The following is an 18,603-nucleotide window of genomic DNA, read 5'->3' as shown; positions in this document are numbered from 1 at the left end:
CCGGCTGGGGGCCGGGCGGGGGAGGGGGCGGCGGGGGGGACCTGGCTCAGCGGCCTTCGATGCCCACGTAGTCGCGCTCGGCGGCACCGGTGTAGAGCTGGCGCGGCCGGGCGATCTTCTGGTCCTGCTGGAGGAGCTCCTGCCAGTGGGCCAGCCAGCCCGCGGTGCGGGGGATGGCGAAGAGGACGGTGAACATCTCGATCGGGAAGCCCATGGCCTGGTAGATCAGGCCCGAGTAGAAGTCGACGTTCGGGTACAGCTTGCGGCTGATGAAGTAGTCGTCGGCCAGGGCGACCTCTTCGAGCTTCAGGGCGATGTCGAGCAGCGGGTTCTTGCCGGTGACCTCGAAGACGTCGTAGGCGATCTTCTTGATGATCGTGGCCCGGGGGTCGAAGTTCTTGTAGACCCGGTGGCCGAAGCCCTGGAGGCGGCCCTTGCCCTCCTTGACGGCGGTGACGTAGGCCGGCACGTTCTCGACCGAGCCGATCTCGTTGAGCATCTTGATGACCGCCTCGTTGGCGCCGCCGTGGCGGGGGCCGTAGAGGGCGGCCGCAGCTGCGGCCGTGGCGGAGTACGGGTCGGTGTGGCTGGAGCCGGCCACCCGCATGGCGGTGGTGCCGCAGTTCTGCTCGTGGTCGGCGTGGAGGATGAACAGCACGTCGAGCGCCTTGGCGAGGACCGGGTCGGCCTCGTAGTGCGGCTCGGCGATCTTCCACATCATCGACAGGAAGTTCTCGGCGAAGCTCAGGCGGTTGTCCGGGTACACGAACGGCATGCCGACGCTGAAGCGGTGGGCGCCGGCGGCGAGGGTGGGCATCTTGGCGATGAGGCGCACGATCTGCTTGTTGCGCACCTCCTCGTCGGCGATGTTCTTGCTCTCCGGGTAGAAGGTGCTCAGCGCGGCCACGGCCGAGACGAGCATGCCCATGGGGTGGGCGTCGTGGTGGAAGCCCTCCATGAAGCGCTTGCGCACGTTCTCGTGGATGAACGTGTGGTACGTGATCTCGTGCTTCCACGCCTCGTACTGCTCGGTGGTGGGGAGCTCGCCGTAGATCAGGAGGTACGCCACCTCGAGGTAGGTCGACTTCTCGGCCAGCTGCTCGATCGGGTAGCCCCGGTAGCGGAGGATGCCGGCCTCGCCGTCGAGCTCGGTGATGGCGGACTGGGTGGCGGCGGTCTGCGTGAAGCCGACGTCCGCGAACCAGATGTTGCCCAGGAGCTTCTTCCAAGCTCCTGCGTCGACGCCGCCGTCGACGATGGGGATCTCGACCGAGTCCCCGCTGCGGTTGTCAGTGATCGTCACGCTCTCGGACACGTCTGCTGCTCTTTCCTCGTCGTCGTCAGCGCGCGGTGTCCGTGTCGTCACCGGAGATCGCCGGCACCTCGCACGCCTCGGATGGTACCGGTCCGGCCGGCACCCCCGCACCGACCGGCCGAGAAGGGCCGTCGATGCAGGTGAGGGTTCACGTGCGCGACACGCCCGCGCCATCGTCGGCGGCCGCGGCGGTGGTGACGTGCAGGCCCTGGCGGCTCGGCACCTGGGTGGCCACGAGGCGGTGCACGAGGTCGACGGTGGCCCGGGCGGGGGCCGAGAGGCGGCCGCGGCGCGGCGTGGCCAGCCCCACGGCCCGGTGTGACGTGCCGTCGAGCGGGATGGTCTTCCAGGTCCCGTCGGTCCACTCGACGATGGCGCTGGCGGGGAGGATGGCGGCGCCGTAGCCCTGGTAGGCGAGCGAGGCCAGCAGGCGCATGCCGTCGACCTCGGCCTGGGGCTGCAGGGTGACGCCGACGCGAGCGGCGTCGTCGTCGAGGTCGTCTCGGAAGCCGGTGCCCGGGGGCTCCAGCAGGAGGGGGGTGCCGGCGAGGTCGGCGAGCGAGAGGCGGTCGTGGGCCGCGAGCGGGTGCTGGCCGGGCACGAGCACCACGTGCTCCTCCTCGAAGAGCTCGTCGACGGCGACGTCGGGGTCGGTGACCGGGAGGTTCACGATGGCGAGGTCGAGGCGCCCGGTGGCCAGCTGCGGGATGAGCGACGTGGTGGTGGCGTCGATGGTGACCAGGCTGACCTTGGGGTGGGCCTCGGCCATGGCGGCGAGCAGCGGCGGCAGGAGCCACCGGCCGGTGGTGCCGATGATGCCCAGCCGGACCTGGCCGGAGATCTCGCCCAGCGAGGAGGCGACGTCGGCCACGAGGGCGTCGAGCTCGGCCTGGATCCGGCGGGCCCGGCTCACCACGATCTCCCCGGCCTCGGTGAGCTGGCCGCTGGCCCGGTGCACCAGGGTGGCGCCCACCTCGCGCTCGAGGCGGGCGACGTGGGTGGACACGTTCGACTGCACGGTGTGCAGCGCCCGGGCGGCCGCCGAGAAGCTGTGGTGGTCGGCGACGGCGGTGAGGGCGGCGAGCTGGCGGAGGTCCATCGCCCGACATGATGGCAGGTATCGGCAACAACTGTTGGACAGATCGCACCGATCGGGAGAGGGTGGAGCCAATCAAGACCGCCGAGGCGACCGGTCCCCCTCCGGGCCTCGAGCGACGGGTCGATCGGTTCCCCTGCCGATCAGACCGATGAAGGACCGGCCTCCCCTGGCCGGTCCTTCTCCATTTTCGCCCCCGCCGCCGGCGCAGACGGCGGCGATCCCGTGCGGTCCCCGGGGCGCGGCGCCCGTAGCGTGCGGGGGTGACGTGGGCGGTGGTGACCGGGGTGTGCGGCGCGGTCTTCCTGGCGACGGTGGTCCAGCAGGTCTCCGGCTTCGGCTTCGCGCTGCTCTGCGTGCCCCTGGCGTCGCTCGTCGTCGGGCCCAAGGACGCGGTGGCGGTGGCCATGCTCGCCGGCCTGGTGTCGAGCGGGAAGATGGCCCACGGGCTGCGGGCCCAGGTCCACCGTCCCGAGCTGCGCCGCCTCCTGCTCGGCGCCGCCCTCGGGCTGCCGATCGGTGTCGTCGGGCTGCGCCTGCTCCCCGACGACCCGCTGCGCGTGGCCCTCGCGGTGGTCGTCCTGACGATGGTGGCGGTGCTGGCCGGGGGCTACCGGCGGGCATCGACCGCCCCCCGCACGCAGGTGGCGGCGGGCGTGCTGTCGGGCCTGCTCAACGGGAGCCTGGGCACCGGGGGACCCCCGGTCATCGTGCTGCTGCAGGCGACCGGCACCGAGCAGCACCGCTTCCGCGCCACCACCACCGCCTTCTTCGCGACCTGCGACCTGGCGGCCATCCCCCTGATCTTGGTGTCGGGCGCCACCACGGCCACCGGGTGGTGGTCTGCGGCGGCGTCGATCCCGGTCCTGCTGGTGGGCGACCGCGTGGGCCACCGCCTCGCCTACCGCATCGACCGCGACCAGTTCGCCCGCGTGGTGCTGGGCCTGCTGGCCGTGACCGCCGTGGTCACCCTGGTCGCGGTCTTCGCGTAGCGGTGCCCTACGGCGCCACGGAGCCGTAGTCGGCGAAGCCCGAGGGGTCGTGGCGGCCGAAGGTGCCGAGCTCGAAGAGGCCCCAGCCCTCCTTGCCGTCGATCGTGGCGCGGGCCACGTGGTCGAGCAGGCCGAACGGGACCATGGCGGCCACGCCCGGGTCGGTGAGGTCGATGTCGACCCCCTCGATCCAGTCGCGGCCCTTCCAGCCGCCGTGGGTCCACGAGTCGCCGCCGTAGCCGGTCCCGGCGTTGAGCGCGACGTAGCCCTTGCACTCGATCTCGAGGGTGAGCGGCGTGCCGTCGGGCTCGGTGAGGTGGATGGTCGCGCCCTCGGGGATGCGGGTGCCGGAGGTGTAGTGCACGTCGATGCGGGGCCAGCCCAGCTGCTCCGGGCGCTTGCCCGACTCGGCCGGCCAGATGCGCACGGCGTCGTTGAGCACGCGGTGCCCGTCGGGGTCCTCCTGCACGATGACCACGAGGGCGAACTCGTCGAAGCGCAGCGGGACGTAGTTCCACCAGAAGCCCTCGATGGGCTCGGCGGCGGCGCGGCCGGGGCCGGCGGGCTCGCCCACGGGGCGGATGCCCCACGAGCGGTCTCGCGTGCCGAGCCAGGTGCCGGGCGTGACGGCGTGGGTGGTGCCGTCGACCCGCAGCTCGCCCTCCCACGTGCCCACCTGGGCGAAGCGCTGGGCGTCGAGCACCACGGTGCCGTTGGTCTTCCAGAGGTGCGGCACCTCGTCGACGGCGGGGAACGAGCCCCGCCAGTGCAGGTCGAAGCCCACGCCGTGGTCGTCGGCCGTGCAGGTGAACCGCAGCTCCTGGAGCGGTTCGATCACCTCGATCTTGAACGGGCCGACCTCGGGGTTGAGGCGGTCCTGGAGGTCCAGGGCGTCGGAGGCCCGGACGGTGAGCTGCCGGTCGCCGGTGCGGACCGTGACGTACCCGTCGACCACGCCGAGGTTCGGGTAGTAGCCGATGCCGAACAGGGCGAAGGGGTCACCGGTGCGGCCGTGGGCGTTGAAGTAGTAGCGGTCGTACGCGTTGCGGTCGGACGTGACCACCTCGGCCATGGAGAGGGGAGCTTGGTGGATCGGGAACTCATCGAGCGGGTGCGGCACGGCAGCCTCCGGGGGTGGGTCGGATCGGCAGCGTGCCCCGGATCTGACGACCCGTCAAAAAGTGCGGGACCGGACCCGGGCACGGCTCGGCCAGCCTCGCTCCGGCGGTCCCCGTAGTGTCGGTCCGGTGACCGACGCCGCCTTCTTCGATCTCGACCGGACGCTCCTCACCGGGGCGAGCGGGCCCATGTTCTCGACCATGCTCAAGCGGGTCGGCGTCCTGCCGGACCGGTCCATCCCCGGCGAGGGCCTGGTGTTCAAGTTCTTCGACGTGGTGGGCGAGACCCTGCCCAGCATGCTGGTGACCCGCCAGATGGCCCGGGCGGCGGCGGGCTGGGACCGCTCGCTGGTCCAGGAGGCCGGGCGGCTGGCCGCCGACCGCCTGGTCGACGAGGTGCCGGGGTTCGCCAAGGCGCTCATCGCCAAGCACCACGCCGAGGGGCGCAAGGTGGTCATGGCCACCACGTCGCCGTACGACCTGGTGAAGCCCCTGGCCGACGCCCTGGGCGTCGACGACGTGCTGGCCACCCGGTACGGCGAGGACGCCGGTCGCTACGACGGCTCGGTCGACGGGTTCTTCGTGTGGGGCCCCGGCAAGCTCGCGGCGGTGCGCGAGTGGGCCAAGCGCAACGGCGTCGACGTGGCCAAGAGCTACGCCTACTCCGACTCCATCTACGACCTCCCGCTGCTCTCCGCGGTGAAGTTCCCGACCGCGGTCAACCCCGACCCCCGGCTGCGGATCGTGGCGGCGCTGCGCCGGTGGCCCAGCCAGTTCTTCGACGTGCCCGCCGGCGTCCCGAAGTTCGCCGGGCTCGAGCCGCAGCGGGCCATCCAGATGCTCGCCCGCCCCGAGCTGTTCCCGTGGGTCCGCTTCGACATCGAGGGCGTCGAGCGCATCCCCGCCGAGGGCCCGGCCATCATCGTCGGCAACCACCGCTCGTACTTCGACCCGCTCGCCATCGGCATGGTCATGGCCCGGGTGGGCCGGCCCGTCCGCTTCCTGGGGAAGAAGGAGGTCTTCGACGCTCCGGTGGTCGGCCAGATCACCGCCGCCCTGGGCGGCATCCGGGTGGAGCGGGGCTCGGGCTCCGACGAGCCGCTGGCCGCCGCAGCCGAGGCGCTGCGGGCCGGCGAGGTGGTGGCCCTCATGCCCCAGGGGACCATCCCGCGCGGGCGGGCGTTCTTCGATCCGGAGCTCAAGGGCCGTTGGGGCGCCGCCAAGCTGGCCGCCGAGACCCGGGCGCCGATCATCCCGATCGGCCTGTGGGGCACCGAGAAGGTCTGGCCGCGCAACGCCCGCACACCGGACGTGTTCGCCATCGGCCACCCGCCCACGGTCCGGGCCCGCGTGGGCCACCCGGTCGACCTGCGCTACCGCAGCGCCGACGCCGACACCACTCGGATCATGGACGCCCTGGTGGACCTGCTGCCGGCCGAGGCGCGCGAGCGGCGGGAACCGACCCCGGAGGAGCTGGCCCGGTCGCTGCCCGCCAGCTACAAGGGCGACCCCGATGCCGAGGTCGACCGCCGCCCCGGTCGGGACTAGTTGCCGCCGCCCAAGCCGCCGAGGTCCGAGGGGGACACGCCGCAGCTGGTGAACAGGTCGAGCATCTTGGTGTAGTCGCTCGACGAGCCGACGTCGGTGCCGAACTCCTTGACGTAGGAGTCGGCGAGGCACTTGGCCTGCTCGTCGGTGAGGCCGGCGGCCTTGAAGCCGGACTCGAGCTGGGTCTTGAACGTCTCCTCCATGCCGGAGGGGATGGTCACCGTGGAGTCGCTGCCCTTGTCGGCGGTGGTGGTGGTCTCGTCCTCGGGCGCGGTGGTCGTGGTGTCGTCCGGCGCCTCGGTGGTGTCGGTGCCCTTGTCGACCGTGGTGGTGGGGAGGTCGACCTTCGGCAGCGTGGTGTTGCTGCTGACGTTGCTGTCCTTGGCGTCGACGCCGCAGCCGGCGACGACCAGGGCCAGGGCGCAGGCGGCGAGCAGGTGGGGGATTCGTCCGGACTTGGTCACGGGGTCAGCCTAAGCCCCGCCAGGGAGCGAGGTCGGCGCGATGGCCCCGATGGGCGAGGTCGACGGGGGTGTGCCGGGACGTCAGCCACCGGGCCGGAGGTCCGACGGGTCGACGTCGCACCCCTCGAGCAGGTCCTTCACGACGGCCGGATCCTGCGCGGCGGTGATGTCGACGCCGTGCTCGGCGACGAAGGCGTCGGCGACGCACGTGGCGTCCTCCTCCGACAGCCCCTGGCTCTCGAGCGAGGCGGTGAGGCCGGCCTTGGCCCCGTCGGCGGGGGTGGTGGCGCCCATCTCGCCGGCGATCCGTGCCAGGTCCGAGGTGCTGATGCCGCAGGAGGAGATGAGGTCGAGGACCTTCGCCTGGTCGACGTCGCCGTAGTCGCGGGCGATGGCCTCGCCGAGGCACCGGGCGTCATCGGGGTCGAGGCCGAGGTCGGTGTAGGTCTTGGTCATCGTGGCGGCCATCTGGCGCTGGGTGGGGTTGAGGCCGCGCTCGACGGTGGTGGACGTGGGGCCGGTGGTCCCGCCGTCCGGCGCGGGTGCCGTCGAGGTGGTGGCGGGCGCAGCCGAGCCGGACCCGCCCAGCGGTGCCGACGCGGCGGCGCCGCCGTCGCGGGTCGACACCCCGCAGGCGCCGAGCAGCAGGGGGAGCGCGACCAGGAGGCCGATCCGCGTGGTCCGTCGTGTGGGCATGGGTCCTCCATCGGCCGCCGAGGCCCGGAACCTAGCGACCGCGCCACGCGGCGCAGGAGCACCCCGGAGGCTAGGCGTCGGTGGCCGGGTCGCCCTCGGCGGGCGCCTCGGCATGGGCCACCGGCTCGTCGCTGGGGGCCTGGGGGTCGGCCTCGCCGTCGGCGTCGCTGGACGGCTCCGCCTCGTCGGCCGCATCGGTCTCGGCCGCGTCGGTGTCGGCAGCGGCTTCGGGCTCCGGCTCGGGCGGCGGGGGCGCCCAGGCGGGGGCGGCGCCGGTCTCGGCGGCCACGACGGCAGCGAGGGCCGCCTTGTAGGCCGCGTCGGCCGCAGCGCGCTCCTCGGCGCTCACGCCCTCGTGGCTGCGGAGGCGCTTGACCTCGGCGGCGGCGGCGTCCTTGGCCGCCACGAGCTGCTGGGCCGCCTCGGCCTCCTGCCGCGCCTCGCGGGCCGCCTTCTTGGCGTCGCGCTCCTTCTGGGCGTCGGCCTTCATGTACGACGCGAAGAGCGCCACGTTCGGGTCGACCGGCGTGGTGCCGTCGGCCGCCGCCGGCGCGGCGGTGGCCGAGGACGACGAGGGGTTGCGCTTGCCCGCCATCAGTGGGCCGCCCGGGCCCGGATGATGTTCAGGGCGCCGCCGGCGCGGAACCAGCCGATCTGCTCGTCGTTCATGGTGTGCAGCCCCTCGAAGGCGACCTTGGTGCCGTCGGGCTTCACGATCTCGCAGTACACCGGCTTGCCGGGTTCCAGGTCGGCGAGGCCGAGGAACGACAGCTTGTCGTCCTCCTCGATCTGGTCGTACACGCTCGGGTCGGCGAAGGTCAGCGGCAGCACGCCCTGCTTCTTGAGGTTGGTCTCGTGGATGCGGGCGAAGCTCCGGACGAGGATGACCTTGGCGCCCCGGAAGCGGGGCTCCATGGCGGCGTGCTCGCGCGACGACCCCTCGCCGTAGTTCTCGTCGCCGACGGCGACCCAGGAGACGCCGGCCTCGTGGAGGTGCTTGGCGATGTCGGGGTACGTGCGGGTCTCGCCGTCGATGGGGTCCTTGCCGGTCCCGTCGGCCTCGGTGAAGGCGTTGATCACGCCGGCGAAGAGGTTGCCGGAGATGTTCTCGAGGTGGCCCCGGTACTTCAGCCACTTGCCGGCCATGGAGATGTGGTCGGTGGTGCACTTTCCGTAGGCCTTGAGCAGCAGCGGGAGCTCGACGAAGTCGTTGCCGTCCCAGGCCGGGAAGGGCTCGAGCAGCTGGAGGCGGTCCGAGGTGGGCGACACCACGACGTCGACGTCGGACCGCTCGGCGGGCGGGGCCACGAACGTGTCCTCGCCCGGGTCGAAGCCGGCCTCCGGGAGGGTGATGCCGACGGGCTCGTCGAGCAGCACCTCCTCACCGTCCTCGGTGGTCAGGGTGTCGGTGACCGGGTTGAAGTCGAGCCGGCCGGCGAGCGCCATGGCGATGACCGTGTCCGGCGAGGTCACGAAGCTCAGCGTGTTGGCCGAGCCGTCGTTGCGCTTCGGGAAGTTGCGGTTGTAGGAGTTGACGATCGTGTTGACCGTGCCGGGGTCCATGTCGGGCCGGGACCACTGGCCGATGCAGGGGCCGCAGGCGTTGGCCAGCACCTCGCCGCCGATGGCCTCGAGGTCGGCCAGGAGGCCGTCGCGCTCGATCGTGGCGCGGACCTGCTCCGAGCCGGGGGTGATGAGCAGCTTGGTCTTGGCCTTGAGGCCCTTGGCCGAGGCCTGGCGGGCGATGGAGGCGGCCCGGGTGATGTCCTCGTAGGACGAGTTGGTGCACGAGCCGATGAGGGTGGCGCTGATCTCCAGCGGCCAGTCCTTCTCGGTGGCGGTGGCGCCGATCTCGGAGACCTTGTGGGCGTAGTCGGGGGAGTGGGGGCCGTTGATCAGGGGCGCCAGGGCGTCCAGGTCGATCTCGATGACCTGGTCGTAGTAGCTGGCCGGGTCGGCGTAGACCTCGGGGTCCGGGCGCAGGTCGGCGGCGGCGCCCTTGGCGGCGTCGGCGATGGCCTCGCGGCGGGTGGCCCGCAGGTAGGCGTCCATGGTGTCGTCGTAGGCGAAGACCGAGGTGGTGGCCCCGATCTCGGCGCCCATGTTGCAGATGGTGGCCTTGCCGGTGCAGGAGATGGTCTCGGCGCCGGGGCCGAAGTACTCGACGATGGCGCCGGTGCCGCCCTTCACGGTGAGGATGCGGGCCACCTCGAGGATGACGTCCTTGGCCGAGCTCCAGCCCGAGAGCTGGCCGGTCAGGTGCACGCCGATGACCTTGGGGAAGCGCACGTTGAACGGGTAGCCGGTCATCACGTCGACGGCGTCGGCGCCGCCCACGCCGATGGCCACCATGCCGAGGCCGCCGGCGTTCGGGGTGTGGCTGTCGGTGCCGATCATCATCCCGCCCGGGAAGGCGTACTGCTCGAGCACGACCTGGTGGATGATCCCCGAGCCCGGCTTCCAGAAGCCGATGCCGTACTTGGCCGACACGCTCTCGAGGAAGTCGTAGACCTCGGCGTTGGTGTCGATGGCCACGCCGAGGTCGATCTGGGCGCCGACCTTGGCCTGGATCAGGTGATCGCAGTGCACCGTGGACGGCACCGCGACCTCCGGCAGGCCGGCGGTCATGAACTGCAGCAGGGCCATCTGGGCGGTGGCGTCCTGCATGGCCACGCGGTCCGGGTCGAAGTCGGTGTAGCTGACGCCCCGCTCGAGGCCGCCGTCCTGCGCGTCGCGCAGGTGGTTGACCAGGATCTTCTCGGTGAGGGTGAGCGGCTTGCCGAGGCGCTCGCGGCCCGTGGCCACGCGGTCGGCGAGCTTGGCGTACACCGCTTCGACGAGCTCGATCGGGGTGGATGCGGTCACGGCCATCAGGCTCACCTCAGCGTCTTCGGGGTCGGTTCCGGCGGGGCTGCTTGCGCCGCCAGGCAAAGCATACAACTATGAGACAAGTGCGCACGATCCGGTACCGCGACATCGCCGCAGACCTCCGGGGACGGGTGGAGGGTGGCGAGTTCACCGCTGGGCGGCTGCTGCCGTCCGAATCCGAGCTTTCGGGAGCGTACAGCGCCTCCCGGGTGACCATCCGCAAGGCCCTGGAGGCCCTCCGGGCCGAGGGCCTGGTCGATGCCCGGCAGGGCTTCGGGTGGTTCGTGGCCGGCGAGGCGGTGCGCCAGCCGCTGGCCCGGCTGGGCACCATCGAGGCCCAGCTCGAGGCCGAGGGGCGGGTGTCGGAGCGACGGATCCTCGACTTCGCGGTGGTCCGGGCGCCAGCCCACGTCCGTGCCGCACTGGGCGTCGACCGCGTGCTCAACGTGCGGCGGGTGAACCTGGCCGACGGCGAGCCGTTCGCCCGGGTGACGGTCTGGTGCCCCGAGGCGCTCGGGGCGGAGCTCACCCCCGAGCTGGTGGCGGCCCGGTCCTTCTACGACCTCCTGCCCATCGCCTTCGGCGGCGCCACGCAGGTGATCGGTGCCGACGCCGCGTCGGCCGACGACGCCGCCCTGCTGGCGGTGCCCGTCGGCGCCCCGGTCCTGGTCTGCCAGCGCACCACCGTCGACGCCGACGGGGCGCCCGTGCTGCTCGGCGAGTACGTCTTCCCCGCCCACCGCACCGAGTTCATCGTCGAGCTGGCCCACCCGCCGGCGGCGTCCATCGCCCCGGGCGGCCTCCGACTGGTCGAGTAGCCGCCTGCGGCACCGGTGTCGGTGTCGGTGTCGCCCGTCAGTCGACGACGGCGGCGGTGGCGTGGGCCAGGGCCAGGAACGCGGCGGGCTCGACCGGGCGGCTGTAGTGGAAGCCCTGGCCGCGCAGGCAGTCGAGCGCCGAGACCGCAGCGGCCTGCTCGGAGGTCTCGATGCCCTCGGCGATGGTGTCGATCCCGAGGCTCCCGGCGATGGCGATGATGCTCTGGGCCAGGGCCCGGCTGCGTCCGTCGTGGCCGAGCTGGTTCACGAAGGTGCGGTCGATCTTCACGATGTCGATCGGGAAGTTCTGCAGGTAGGCCAGCGACGAGTACCCGGTGCCGAAGTCGTCGATGGCGAGGCGGACGCCCAGCGCCCGGAGCCCGTCGAGCACGTCGTGGGCGGCGCGAGCGTCCTGGACCAGGATGGACTCGGTCAGCTCCAGCACCAGCCGCTCGGGGGCGACGCCGGTGGCGGCCAGGACGGCGGCCACGTCGTCGGTGAAGCCGGGGTCGAGGAGCTGGACGGCCGAGACGTTCACGTCCATCGACAGAGGCCCCAGGGTCGGGGTCCACTCGGCCAGCTGCTCGCACGCCACCTGCAGCACCCAGCGGCCGATCGGGACGATGGCCCGGGTGGCCTCGGCGACGGGGATGAAGTCGAGCGGGCTGATCGTGCCGTGGAGGGGGTGGTGCCAGCGGAGCAGGGCTTCGGCGCCCACCAGCGCCTCGGTGTCCATGTCGACGATCGGCTGGTAGACGACCGAGAGCTCGGCCCGATCGAGGGCGGCGCCGAGCTCGGTGCGGAAGGTGAACTGCCGGAGCTCTCGTTCGTGCAGCTCCTCGTGGAAGAGGTGGACCCGGCCCTTGCCCTCGCGCTTGGCCTCGTACATGGCGAGGTCCGCGTTGCGCAGCAGGATCGAGGCGGTCTCGGCCGCCGAGCGGGCGAGCGCCACCCCGATGCTGGCCTCGACGGCCACCGGGAAGTCGCCCAGCAGCACCGGCACGGCGAGCAGCTGGAGGATGCGGTCGGCGACCAGGTGGGCCTCGGCCTCGGTGGTGTCCTCCAGCAGCACGCCGAACTCGTCCCCGCCGAGCCGGGCGGCTGTGTCGCCCGGGGCGAGGGCCTCGGCGATGCGCCGGCCGGCGATGGCGAGCAGCTCGTCGCCGCGGCTGTGGCCGAGGCTGTCGTTCACCACCTTGAAGTCGTCGAGGTCGACGAACAGCACGGCCGGTCCGCGCCCGTCGCCGTCGCGCACCCGGGCCTGGCGGTGCTCGACGCGGTCGCGGAACAGCGCCCGGTTGGCCAGGCCGGTGAGCGGGTCGACGAACGCCTGGTCGAGCAGCTGGGCTTCCAGCTCCATGCGATCGGTCACGTCGCGGACGACCACCACCACGCCCTCGACCGCCGGGTCGTCGAGCAGGTTGGTGGCGACGCCCTCGATGCTGCGCTCCCGGTCGGTGCCCGGCTCCGGGTCCAGGCTGAAGCGGACGTCCACGGTGGTGCCGCGCACCGTCCAGCGGAGGCGATCGAGCGACCCGGACAGCTCGTTGGCGGCTCGGTGGCCGACGAGGGCGTCGAGCGGTCGGCCGGCGACCTCGTCGGGAGCCGGACCGAGCACGGCGGTGACGGCGGGGGAGGCCCACCCGACGAGCCCGGAGCGGTCGACCACGACCACCGCGTCGTGGGAGCTCTCGACGAGCGCTTCGAAGCGGGAGCGGTGGCGATCGTCGGCCAGGGCGTCGGCGTAGGAGACCAGGCCGCTCACCCGCACCAGGACCAGGACGCCGATCACGGCCGCTCCCGTGGCGAGGTAGGCGACGACGGCGGTCGACGACCGGTCCGCGGCGGCGAGGCCGACCAGGACGGCGAGGGGCAGCACCGAGCTGGCCACCAGGACCGCGAAGCGCACGACGCCGAGCCGGCGCCACGCCACCGTGCTCCTCGGGGTGGTGGCGATGCCCGGGTGGGCGGCGGCCGCGCCGAGCAGCGCGGCCGCGACGATGGTCGTGGCCGTACCGGTCCGGGCCGGCAGGCCCAGGCCCGCCGGAGCGAGCCACCGGACGCCGAGGTCGCCCACCGCCTGCGCCACGAGCGACCCCAGGAGCAGCCGGAGGACGAGGGGGCGGGATCGCACGGCCAGGATCGACCGGGTGGCGAGGAGCACCAGGAACAGGTCGACCGCCGGCTGGAGCGGGGTGAGCCACTGGCCCAGCCACCCGGTGCCGGCCCCGAGGTGGGGGTGGGCGAGCGCGGCGCTGCCGGCGAGGCCGATGGCCAGGGCGACGACGCAGGAGTCGATCCAACGGGTCCGGTCCCAGACGCGGGTGAGGTGGCGGGCCAGGACCACGAGGCCCCATGCGGTGAGGGCGAACCCGACGGCGTTGAGCAGGTGCGGCGCCGTCGAGCCGTCGACGGCCCGGCCCGGTCGGTCCAGCCCCGCCGCCGCCGAGAGCAGCCGCCCGGCGGCCACGAGGAGCCAGGCCGGCGCGGTGGCGGGCCGGCGCCGGTGGACCGAGAGGGCGACCGCGACGGTGGCGGCCAGGGCGACCAGCATCCCCGGCCCTCGACCGGGTGCACCGGGGACCAGGACGGCGGCGAGGGAGGCGAGGACGCTCGCGGCGAGGACGCCGGCGGCGATCGGCGGCGTCGGGCGCGGGGCGGTCCGGCCGGTCGGGCGGGCGGCCTGCCGGGCGACGGCGGTGGCTTGCGGGTTGGTCCAGCCGGCGGGCCGGTCGAGCTGCATGGTGATGGTGACCCCCTCCCGAGCCACCACCTCCTTCGGCCGCCGGAGCCGAGGCCTGAAGGGCTGCCCCGGTGAAGGTTCGGGGTTCCCGAACCCACCTTCGGCCCACCTCGTGCGCCCTCGGCAGCACCGCGCCGGCCACGCGGCCGGGGCCCGGTCCCCTAGGGCGCGGCACCGAGGGCCAGGGACCAGTGCCCGCCGGTGGCGGTGGCCTCGACGTAAGCGCCGCCCCGCACCTTCGTGGTCTTCACGCCTGCGAGGCCGTCGACCTCCGGAGCGACGCCGATGCTGCCGGGCACCCAAACCACGAGGCGGCCGCCGGGATCGGTGCCCGCCTCGCCTTCGATGGCGAACCGGCCGTCCGGGCCGGAGACCACCTTGGTGGTCTCGCCGGGGGCGCGGGGCGTAGGCCCGGCCGACCACCGCCAAGAGCTCGTCGTTCGGGCCGTCGTCGGTGTCGGCCGGGCAGCGGGTCACGTTGAGGTGGATCTGCGGGTCACCGGGCGCGCCACCCGGCGTCCCGATGCTGTGCGGGTCGCCGCAGCGCTGGCGCCACTGCCACTCGGCGCTGCCCACCGCGAGGCGGCGGTCCTCTTCGGCGGCGAAGCGGCGCAGCACGTCCAGGTCGTCCGGGCTCTTCGAGAAGACGCCGTACTCGCCGATCCACAGCGGCCAGCCGCGGTCCTCGGCGGCGCTGGCGCTGATCGAGAAGGTCTGCTCCACCGACAGGATGTCGACGATGACCTCGGCGTAGTTGTGCGGGGCGAACACGATGTTCGGGTCGTCCACGAGGTCCTCGGTGGGCATGGTGCCACCGAGCGGGAACAGCACGATGGGCTCCAGGAAGAGGAGGTGCGGGAAGCCGCCGGCCGCCTCTTCCGCGGCACGGATGCCCGTGATGAGGCTGTCGAGCAGGTCGGTGTAGCGCGCCGAGCTCTCGTCGTTGTCCTTCAGCACCTTGTTCGGTTCGTTGAACAGGTCGTAGCCGGCGACCATCGGGTCGTCGGCGAACGCCTTGGCGACCTTCGTGACGGTGGCGGCGTAGGCGTCGCGGATGCCGTCGGTGTTCCGGTAGAAGTTGGCGAAGGCGGCCTTCACGGCCGGTGCGCCCTCGCGGGAGCCCGTCGGGCGACAGGTGTCGGCGCCATCGGTGATGGTGGCCCACTCCGGGGCGCCGTCCCAGCCGATGGCGGGCTCGGTGCCCGGCCCGCACGTGGTGCCCTTGGGGCTGGCGATGTACTTGCCCCAGGCGTCCTGGTGGAAGTCGATCACCGTGTAGATGCCGCGGGCGCCGGCGGAGCGGACGGCCTGGCGGATCTGGGAAACGTAGGCCTGGTCCAGCTCCCCACGGGTGGGCTCGAGCTTGGACCAGTGCACGATCAGGCGCACCACGTCGAAGCCGTGGGCGGCCATCGCGTCCCAGTCGGCCGCGGTCGGCGGTTCCACCGGCGGCAGGTCGGGGTCGTCCTGGTAGTAGTCGCCGAGGGCGTTGAGGTTGGCGCCCCGGAGGGTGACCGTGTTGCCCTTCGCGTCGACCACGCGGGGGCGGCCGCTGGTGGAGACCGAGAGCCGATCGAGCGCCGGTCGTCCGGGCTGCGGTGCCGGGCGGTCGGGCACTGCGGTGGTCCTCGTGGTGCGGGTGGGTCGAGCCGCGTCGCTCCCGCCGTCGCCGGAGCTGCAGGCGGCGAGCACCAGCGCGAGGGCCAGCGCGACCGCCGTGCCGTGGGCCGCCATCGTTCGGTTCCTCCACCCCATGGGCGCGAAGGGTAGGCGAGCGAACAGAATGGCTCCCATGACCCGAGCACCCCGGACCACCGACGACGTCCAGCGCACCGGCCGGCGCTTCCTGGCGGTGTCCGCCGCCGGGGCGCTCAACACGGCCAACGCCCGCAAGCCGTTCGGGCGGCGCGGCCGGGTGGGCACCTTCACCTTCTTCCCGGGGTGGCTCACCTCGGAGCTCCCGTTGCACGTGATCGGCTGGCAGGCGCTCGCCACCGCCGGCTTCGTCAAGCGAGGCGCGCTGCGGTCGAAGGAGGGGTGGCTGGGCCTCGGCCTCTCCGCCGCCTCCTGGTACGCCCTCCGGGAGGTCTGGAAGACGTCGATGCAGGCGGGCGAGGTCTTCGACCACGCGCTGGAGGAGGGCCTCGGCGACGAGCTCGACGAGGGCGAGTCGCCCATGGCCCCGCACCCCGAGGTCGAGCTCACCCGCCGCCGGCTGGTGCAGGGCCCGTTGCACAACTGGCGCAAGGGCTACGTGAGCGGGCCGAGCCTGAGCTACGGCGACGCCGGCCGCCGCAACCAGCTCGACATCTGGAAGCGCCCCGACCTGCCGCTCGACGCCGGCGCGCCGGTGCTGCTCCAGGTGCACGGCGGCGGCTGGGTGATCGGCAACAAGGACCAGCAGGCCATGCCGCTCATGGCCCACCTGGCCGACCGGGGCTGGGTCTGCGTGTCGATCAACTACCGCCTCAGCCCCCGGGCCACGTGGCCGGACCACATCGTCGACGTGAAGCGGGCCATCGCCTGGGTCAAGGCCAACATCGCCGACCACGGCGGCGACCCCGACTTCGTGTGCATCACCGGCGGCTCCGCGGGCGGGCACCTCTCCTCGCTCGCCGCCCTCAGCGCCAACGAGCCCGAGTTCCAGCCCGGCTTCGAGGAGGCCGACACCTCGGTCCGGGCGGCGGTGCCGTTCTACGGGGTCTACGACTGGACCAACCGCGACGGCACCGGCCTGGCGTCGATGGAGGGCATGCTCGCCCGCGTGGTGCTGAAGTCGAAGCTGGCTGACGACCGCGACCGCTGGGAGCAGGCGTCGACCATGAGCTGGGTGGGCCCCGACGCCCCGCCGTTCTTCGTGGTCCACGGCACCAACGACGGCCTCGTGCCGGTGGAGCAGGCCCGCTCGTTCGTGGCGATGCTCCGCGCCGAGTCCAAGCAGCCGGTGGCCTACGCGGAGCTGCCCGGCGCCCAGCACGCCTTCGAGGTGTTCGACTCGCCCCGCACCATCTACTCGTCCGGCGCCGTGCACCGCTTCCTCGAGGCCGTCCGCGTGCGCGAGGGCCACACCGCCGACACCGCCGACACCGCCGAGGCCACGCGCTGAGCGGGACCGCTTAGAGGGCGATCAGCTCGAAGGTGGCGGCGGCGGCGACGCCGAGCCGGGGGCCGGCAGCCTCGGCGTTGGCCCGGAGGAAGGCCGTGGGGTCGTCGGTGCTGCCGGGATCGAGGGCCTCGAGGTAGGTCCGGTGCTCCCGGAGGGAGGCGATGCCCCGATCGACCGTCGCCGTGACGTCGGCGCCGTGGGTGGCATCGGGGGCCCCGCTGAAGAGGGCGAAGCGCACGCCGCTCCACGGCTCGCCGCCCGCTCCGGGGAAGACCCAGCGGTTGCCGGCGTCCCGCACGGCATCGAGCAGCGCGACGCCCGTGGCCCGGTGGTCGGCGTGGTTGAAGCTGGGGCCGCCCCAGGAGTCGCGGAAGTTGATCGACAGGACGACCTCGGGCCGGTGGCGGCGGATGGCGGTGGCGAGGTCGCGCCGGAGGGCGATCGACGCCTCCACGAGACCGTCGGGGTGGGCGAGGAACTCGACGGTGTCGACGCCCACGAGCGCCGCCGAGCGCCGCTCCTCGTCCTGGCGCACCCGGGCGCACTCGTCGGGCGCCATCGTGTCGATGCCCGCCTCGCCGGAGGTCACCAACAGGTAGCTGACGGCCTTGCCCTGGTCGGTCCACCGGGCCACGGCGGCGGCGGCCCCGTACTCCAGGTCATCGGGGTGGGCGACGACGGCGAGGGCCCGCTCCCAGTCCTCGGGCACGATCTCGAGCTTGGCCACGGCGCTCCTCCTGGTTCGGCGACGGTCGCAGCCTGGCACGGTGGGGGGCGCCCAGGAGGACCTGGGGGGATCCCCCAGCGGCGCCACCGGCTGTGCCGCCGGAGGATCGAGCCATGACCTGCACCACCCTGCTCGCCCCGCCTGCCCCGTGTCCGGCAGCGTCCGCGCTCGACGCCCGCGCCGTGCGAGGCCTGGACGAGGCGGCTCTGGTGCGGGCCGCCCAGGCCGGTGACCGGCGGGCGCTCGACCAGCTGCTCCGCCGCGTCGAGCCGGTGATCACCAACGTCTGTCGTCGCATCGCCGGCAACGAGGCCGATGCCATGGACGCCACCCAGCAGGCCCTCCTGGCCGTGGTCCGGGGCCTGCCCCGGTTCGACGGCCGGTCCCGCCTGTCCACGTGGACCTACCGCGTGGCCACCAACGCCTGCCTCGACGAGCTCCGCCGACGCCGCCGACGCCCGATCGTGGGCCTGCCCGAGCTCGACGGCGCGGTGGTCGAGCCCACCGACCCGGCCCGCGAGGTGGGCGCAGCGGTGGCCGACCGGCTGCTGGTGGACGACGTGCTCGCCGCCCTGCCCGAGGCGTACCGGTCGACGGTCGTGCTCCGCGAACTGTGCAACCTCGAGTACCCGGAGATCGCCGAGGTGCTCGGGGTCCCGGTCGGCACGGTCCGCTCCCGCCTGGCTCGCGGCCGGGCCTGCGTCGTCGACGAGCTGGCCCGCCGTGCCGACCCGGCCCTCGACCTCCCGCTCGCCGGCTGAGCCGCCTCGACCGGTCGCCGCCCCGCCGGTCCGGCTGGCTCGCGGTGCGCTCGGTGTGCGACCAGAACGGCGGTGGGTCGTTCTGGTCGCGTGCGTGGTCGGTGGGGGACGACGAGGGCGACCAGTGTCCCAGCCCGGGGTTCTGGTCTCGCCGGGGTGGTTGGCTGGCTCGCGGTGCGCTCGGTGTGCGACCAGAACGGCGGTGGGTCGTTCTGGTCGCGTGCGTGGTCGGTGGGGGACGACGAGGGCGACCAGTGTCCCAGCCCGGGGTTCTGGTCTCGCCGGGGTGGTTGGCTGGCTCGCGGTGCGCTCGGTGTGCGACCAGAACGGCGGTGGGTCGTTCTGGTCGCG

The 18,603-nt window shown here is 73.2% G+C and carries 14 protein-coding genes; 5 read left to right on the top strand and 9 right to left on the bottom strand.

The window, feature by feature from the left end; genetic code table 11:
- Positions 1 to 46: 46 nt before the first annotated feature.
- Together KSP35_RS04950 and KSP35_RS04945 are read right to left on the bottom strand one after the other, a co-directional pair.
- Positions 47 to 1,315: a citrate synthase gene (locus KSP35_RS04950; RefSeq protein WP_371748678.1), complete on the bottom strand. Its 1,269-nt coding sequence runs from the start codon at positions 1,313 to 1,315 to the stop codon at positions 47 to 49.
- 148 nt (positions 1,316 to 1,463) lie between these two features.
- Positions 1,464 to 2,414, bottom strand: a complete 951-nt coding sequence (locus tag KSP35_RS04945; RefSeq protein ID WP_216999458.1) for a LysR family transcriptional regulator — start codon at positions 2,412 to 2,414, stop codon at positions 1,464 to 1,466.
- Between the two features lie 260 nt (positions 2,415 to 2,674).
- On the opposite strand from KSP35_RS04945, the gene KSP35_RS04940 reads away from it, so the two are divergent.
- Positions 2,675 to 3,403 carry a sulfite exporter TauE/SafE family protein gene (locus KSP35_RS04940; RefSeq protein ID WP_216999457.1) on the top strand — a complete coding sequence of 243 codons (729 nt, stop codon included), beginning with the start codon at positions 2,675 to 2,677 and terminating at the stop codon, positions 3,401 to 3,403.
- A 7-nt stretch (positions 3,404 to 3,410) separates the two neighbouring features.
- On the opposite strand, the gene KSP35_RS04935 is transcribed toward KSP35_RS04940, so the two are convergent.
- Positions 3,411 to 4,475 carry a hypothetical protein gene (locus tag KSP35_RS04935; protein WP_371748957.1) on the bottom strand — a complete coding sequence of 355 codons (1,065 nt, stop codon included), beginning with the start codon at positions 4,473 to 4,475 and terminating at the stop codon, positions 3,411 to 3,413.
- A 175-nt stretch (positions 4,476 to 4,650) separates the two neighbouring features.
- Between KSP35_RS04935 and KSP35_RS04930 the strand changes: the two genes are divergently transcribed.
- Entirely contained in the window at positions 4,651 to 6,069 is a 1,419-nt protein-coding gene (locus tag KSP35_RS04930) for an HAD-IB family hydrolase (protein WP_254126994.1), read from the top strand.
- On the opposite strand, the gene KSP35_RS04925 is transcribed toward KSP35_RS04930, so the two are convergent.
- From KSP35_RS04925 to KSP35_RS04910, 4 genes are all read right to left on the bottom strand, one after another.
- Positions 6,066 to 6,533, bottom strand: a complete 468-nt coding sequence (locus KSP35_RS04925) for a hypothetical protein (protein WP_216999453.1) — start codon at positions 6,531 to 6,533, stop codon at positions 6,066 to 6,068. The two genes, KSP35_RS04930 and KSP35_RS04925, sit on opposite strands and share 4 nt — an antisense overlap.
- 81 nt (positions 6,534 to 6,614) lie before the next feature.
- On the bottom strand, positions 6,615 to 7,229 hold the full coding sequence (locus KSP35_RS04920) for a hypothetical protein (protein ID WP_216999451.1): 615 nt from the start codon (positions 7,227 to 7,229) through the stop codon (positions 6,615 to 6,617).
- Between the two features lie 70 nt (positions 7,230 to 7,299).
- Complete coding sequence (locus tag KSP35_RS04915) at positions 7,300 to 7,824, bottom strand: hypothetical protein (RefSeq protein ID WP_216999449.1); 525 nt, start codon at positions 7,822 to 7,824, stop codon at positions 7,300 to 7,302.
- A complete protein-coding gene (locus KSP35_RS04910; RefSeq protein WP_216999447.1) occupies positions 7,824 to 10,100 on the bottom strand; it encodes an aconitate hydratase in 2,277 nt (758 codons plus the stop codon). Before KSP35_RS04910 ends, KSP35_RS04915 begins: the two co-directional genes overlap by 1 nt.
- Between KSP35_RS04910 and KSP35_RS04905 the strand changes: the two genes are divergently transcribed.
- On the top strand, positions 10,085 to 10,915 hold the full coding sequence (locus KSP35_RS04905; protein ID WP_371748675.1) for a GntR family transcriptional regulator: 831 nt from the start codon (positions 10,085 to 10,087) through the stop codon (positions 10,913 to 10,915). The two genes, KSP35_RS04910 and KSP35_RS04905, sit on opposite strands and share 16 nt — an antisense overlap.
- Before the next feature lie 37 nt (positions 10,916 to 10,952).
- Here KSP35_RS04905 and KSP35_RS04900 read toward each other — a convergent pair whose 3' ends face one another.
- Positions 10,953 to 15,392 (bottom strand): EAL domain-containing protein, encoded by a 4,440-nt coding sequence (locus KSP35_RS04900; RefSeq protein ID WP_216999443.1) that lies wholly within the window; start codon positions 15,390 to 15,392, stop codon positions 10,953 to 10,955.
- Between the two features lie 58 nt (positions 15,393 to 15,450).
- Here KSP35_RS04900 and KSP35_RS04895 point away from each other — a divergent pair, with 58 nt between their 5' ends.
- The gene (locus KSP35_RS04895) at positions 15,451 to 16,764 is read left to right on the top strand and encodes an alpha/beta hydrolase (protein ID WP_216999441.1); all 1,314 of its coding nucleotides are present in this window, start codon (positions 15,451 to 15,453) and stop codon (positions 16,762 to 16,764) included.
- Between the two features lie 10 nt (positions 16,765 to 16,774).
- On the opposite strand, the gene KSP35_RS04890 is transcribed toward KSP35_RS04895, so the two are convergent.
- A complete protein-coding gene (locus KSP35_RS04890; protein WP_254126992.1) occupies positions 16,775 to 17,491 on the bottom strand; it encodes a PIG-L deacetylase family protein in 717 nt (238 codons plus the stop codon).
- A gap of 113 nt (positions 17,492 to 17,604) precedes the next feature.
- Here KSP35_RS04890 and KSP35_RS04885 point away from each other — a divergent pair, with 113 nt between their 5' ends.
- Positions 17,605 to 18,252 (top strand): RNA polymerase sigma factor, encoded by a 648-nt coding sequence (locus tag KSP35_RS04885; protein WP_216999437.1) that lies wholly within the window; start codon positions 17,605 to 17,607, stop codon positions 18,250 to 18,252.
- Positions 18,253 to 18,603: the final 351 nt, after the last annotated feature.

The organism is Aquihabitans sp. G128 (assembly GCF_019048865.1).
Lineage (GTDB): Bacteria > Actinomycetota > Acidimicrobiia > Acidimicrobiales > Iamiaceae > Aquihabitans.
The sequence above is the reverse complement of the archived record's forward strand: the minus strand, read 5'-3'. Positions and strand labels throughout refer to the sequence as shown.

Coding starts and splice junctions, on each gene's coding strand:
- KSP35_RS04945 (WP_216999458.1), bottom strand. CDS start 2,414: ATGGACCTCCGCCAGCTCGCCGCCCTCACCGCCGTCGCCGACCACCAC.
- KSP35_RS04935 (WP_371748957.1), bottom strand. CDS start 4,475: ATGGCCGAGGTGGTCACGTCCGACCGCAACGCGTACGACCGCTACTAC.
- KSP35_RS04920 (WP_216999451.1), bottom strand. CDS start 7,229: ATGCCCACACGACGGACCACGCGGATCGGCCTCCTGGTCGCGCTCCCC.
- KSP35_RS04915 (WP_216999449.1), bottom strand. CDS start 7,824: ATGGCGGGCAAGCGCAACCCCTCGTCGTCCTCGGCCACCGCCGCGCCG.
- KSP35_RS04905 (WP_371748675.1), top strand. CDS start 10,085: ATGCGGTCACGGCCATCAGGCTCACCTCAGCGTCTTCGGGGTCGGTTC.
- KSP35_RS04910 (WP_216999447.1), bottom strand. CDS start 10,100: ATGGCCGTGACCGCATCCACCCCGATCGAGCTCGTCGAAGCGGTGTAC.
- KSP35_RS04900 (WP_216999443.1), bottom strand. CDS start 15,392: ATGGCGGCCCACGGCACGGCGGTCGCGCTGGCCCTCGCGCTGGTGCTC.
- KSP35_RS04895 (WP_216999441.1), top strand. CDS start 15,451: ATGACCCGAGCACCCCGGACCACCGACGACGTCCAGCGCACCGGCCGG.
- KSP35_RS04885 (WP_216999437.1), top strand. CDS start 17,605: ATGACCTGCACCACCCTGCTCGCCCCGCCTGCCCCGTGTCCGGCAGCG.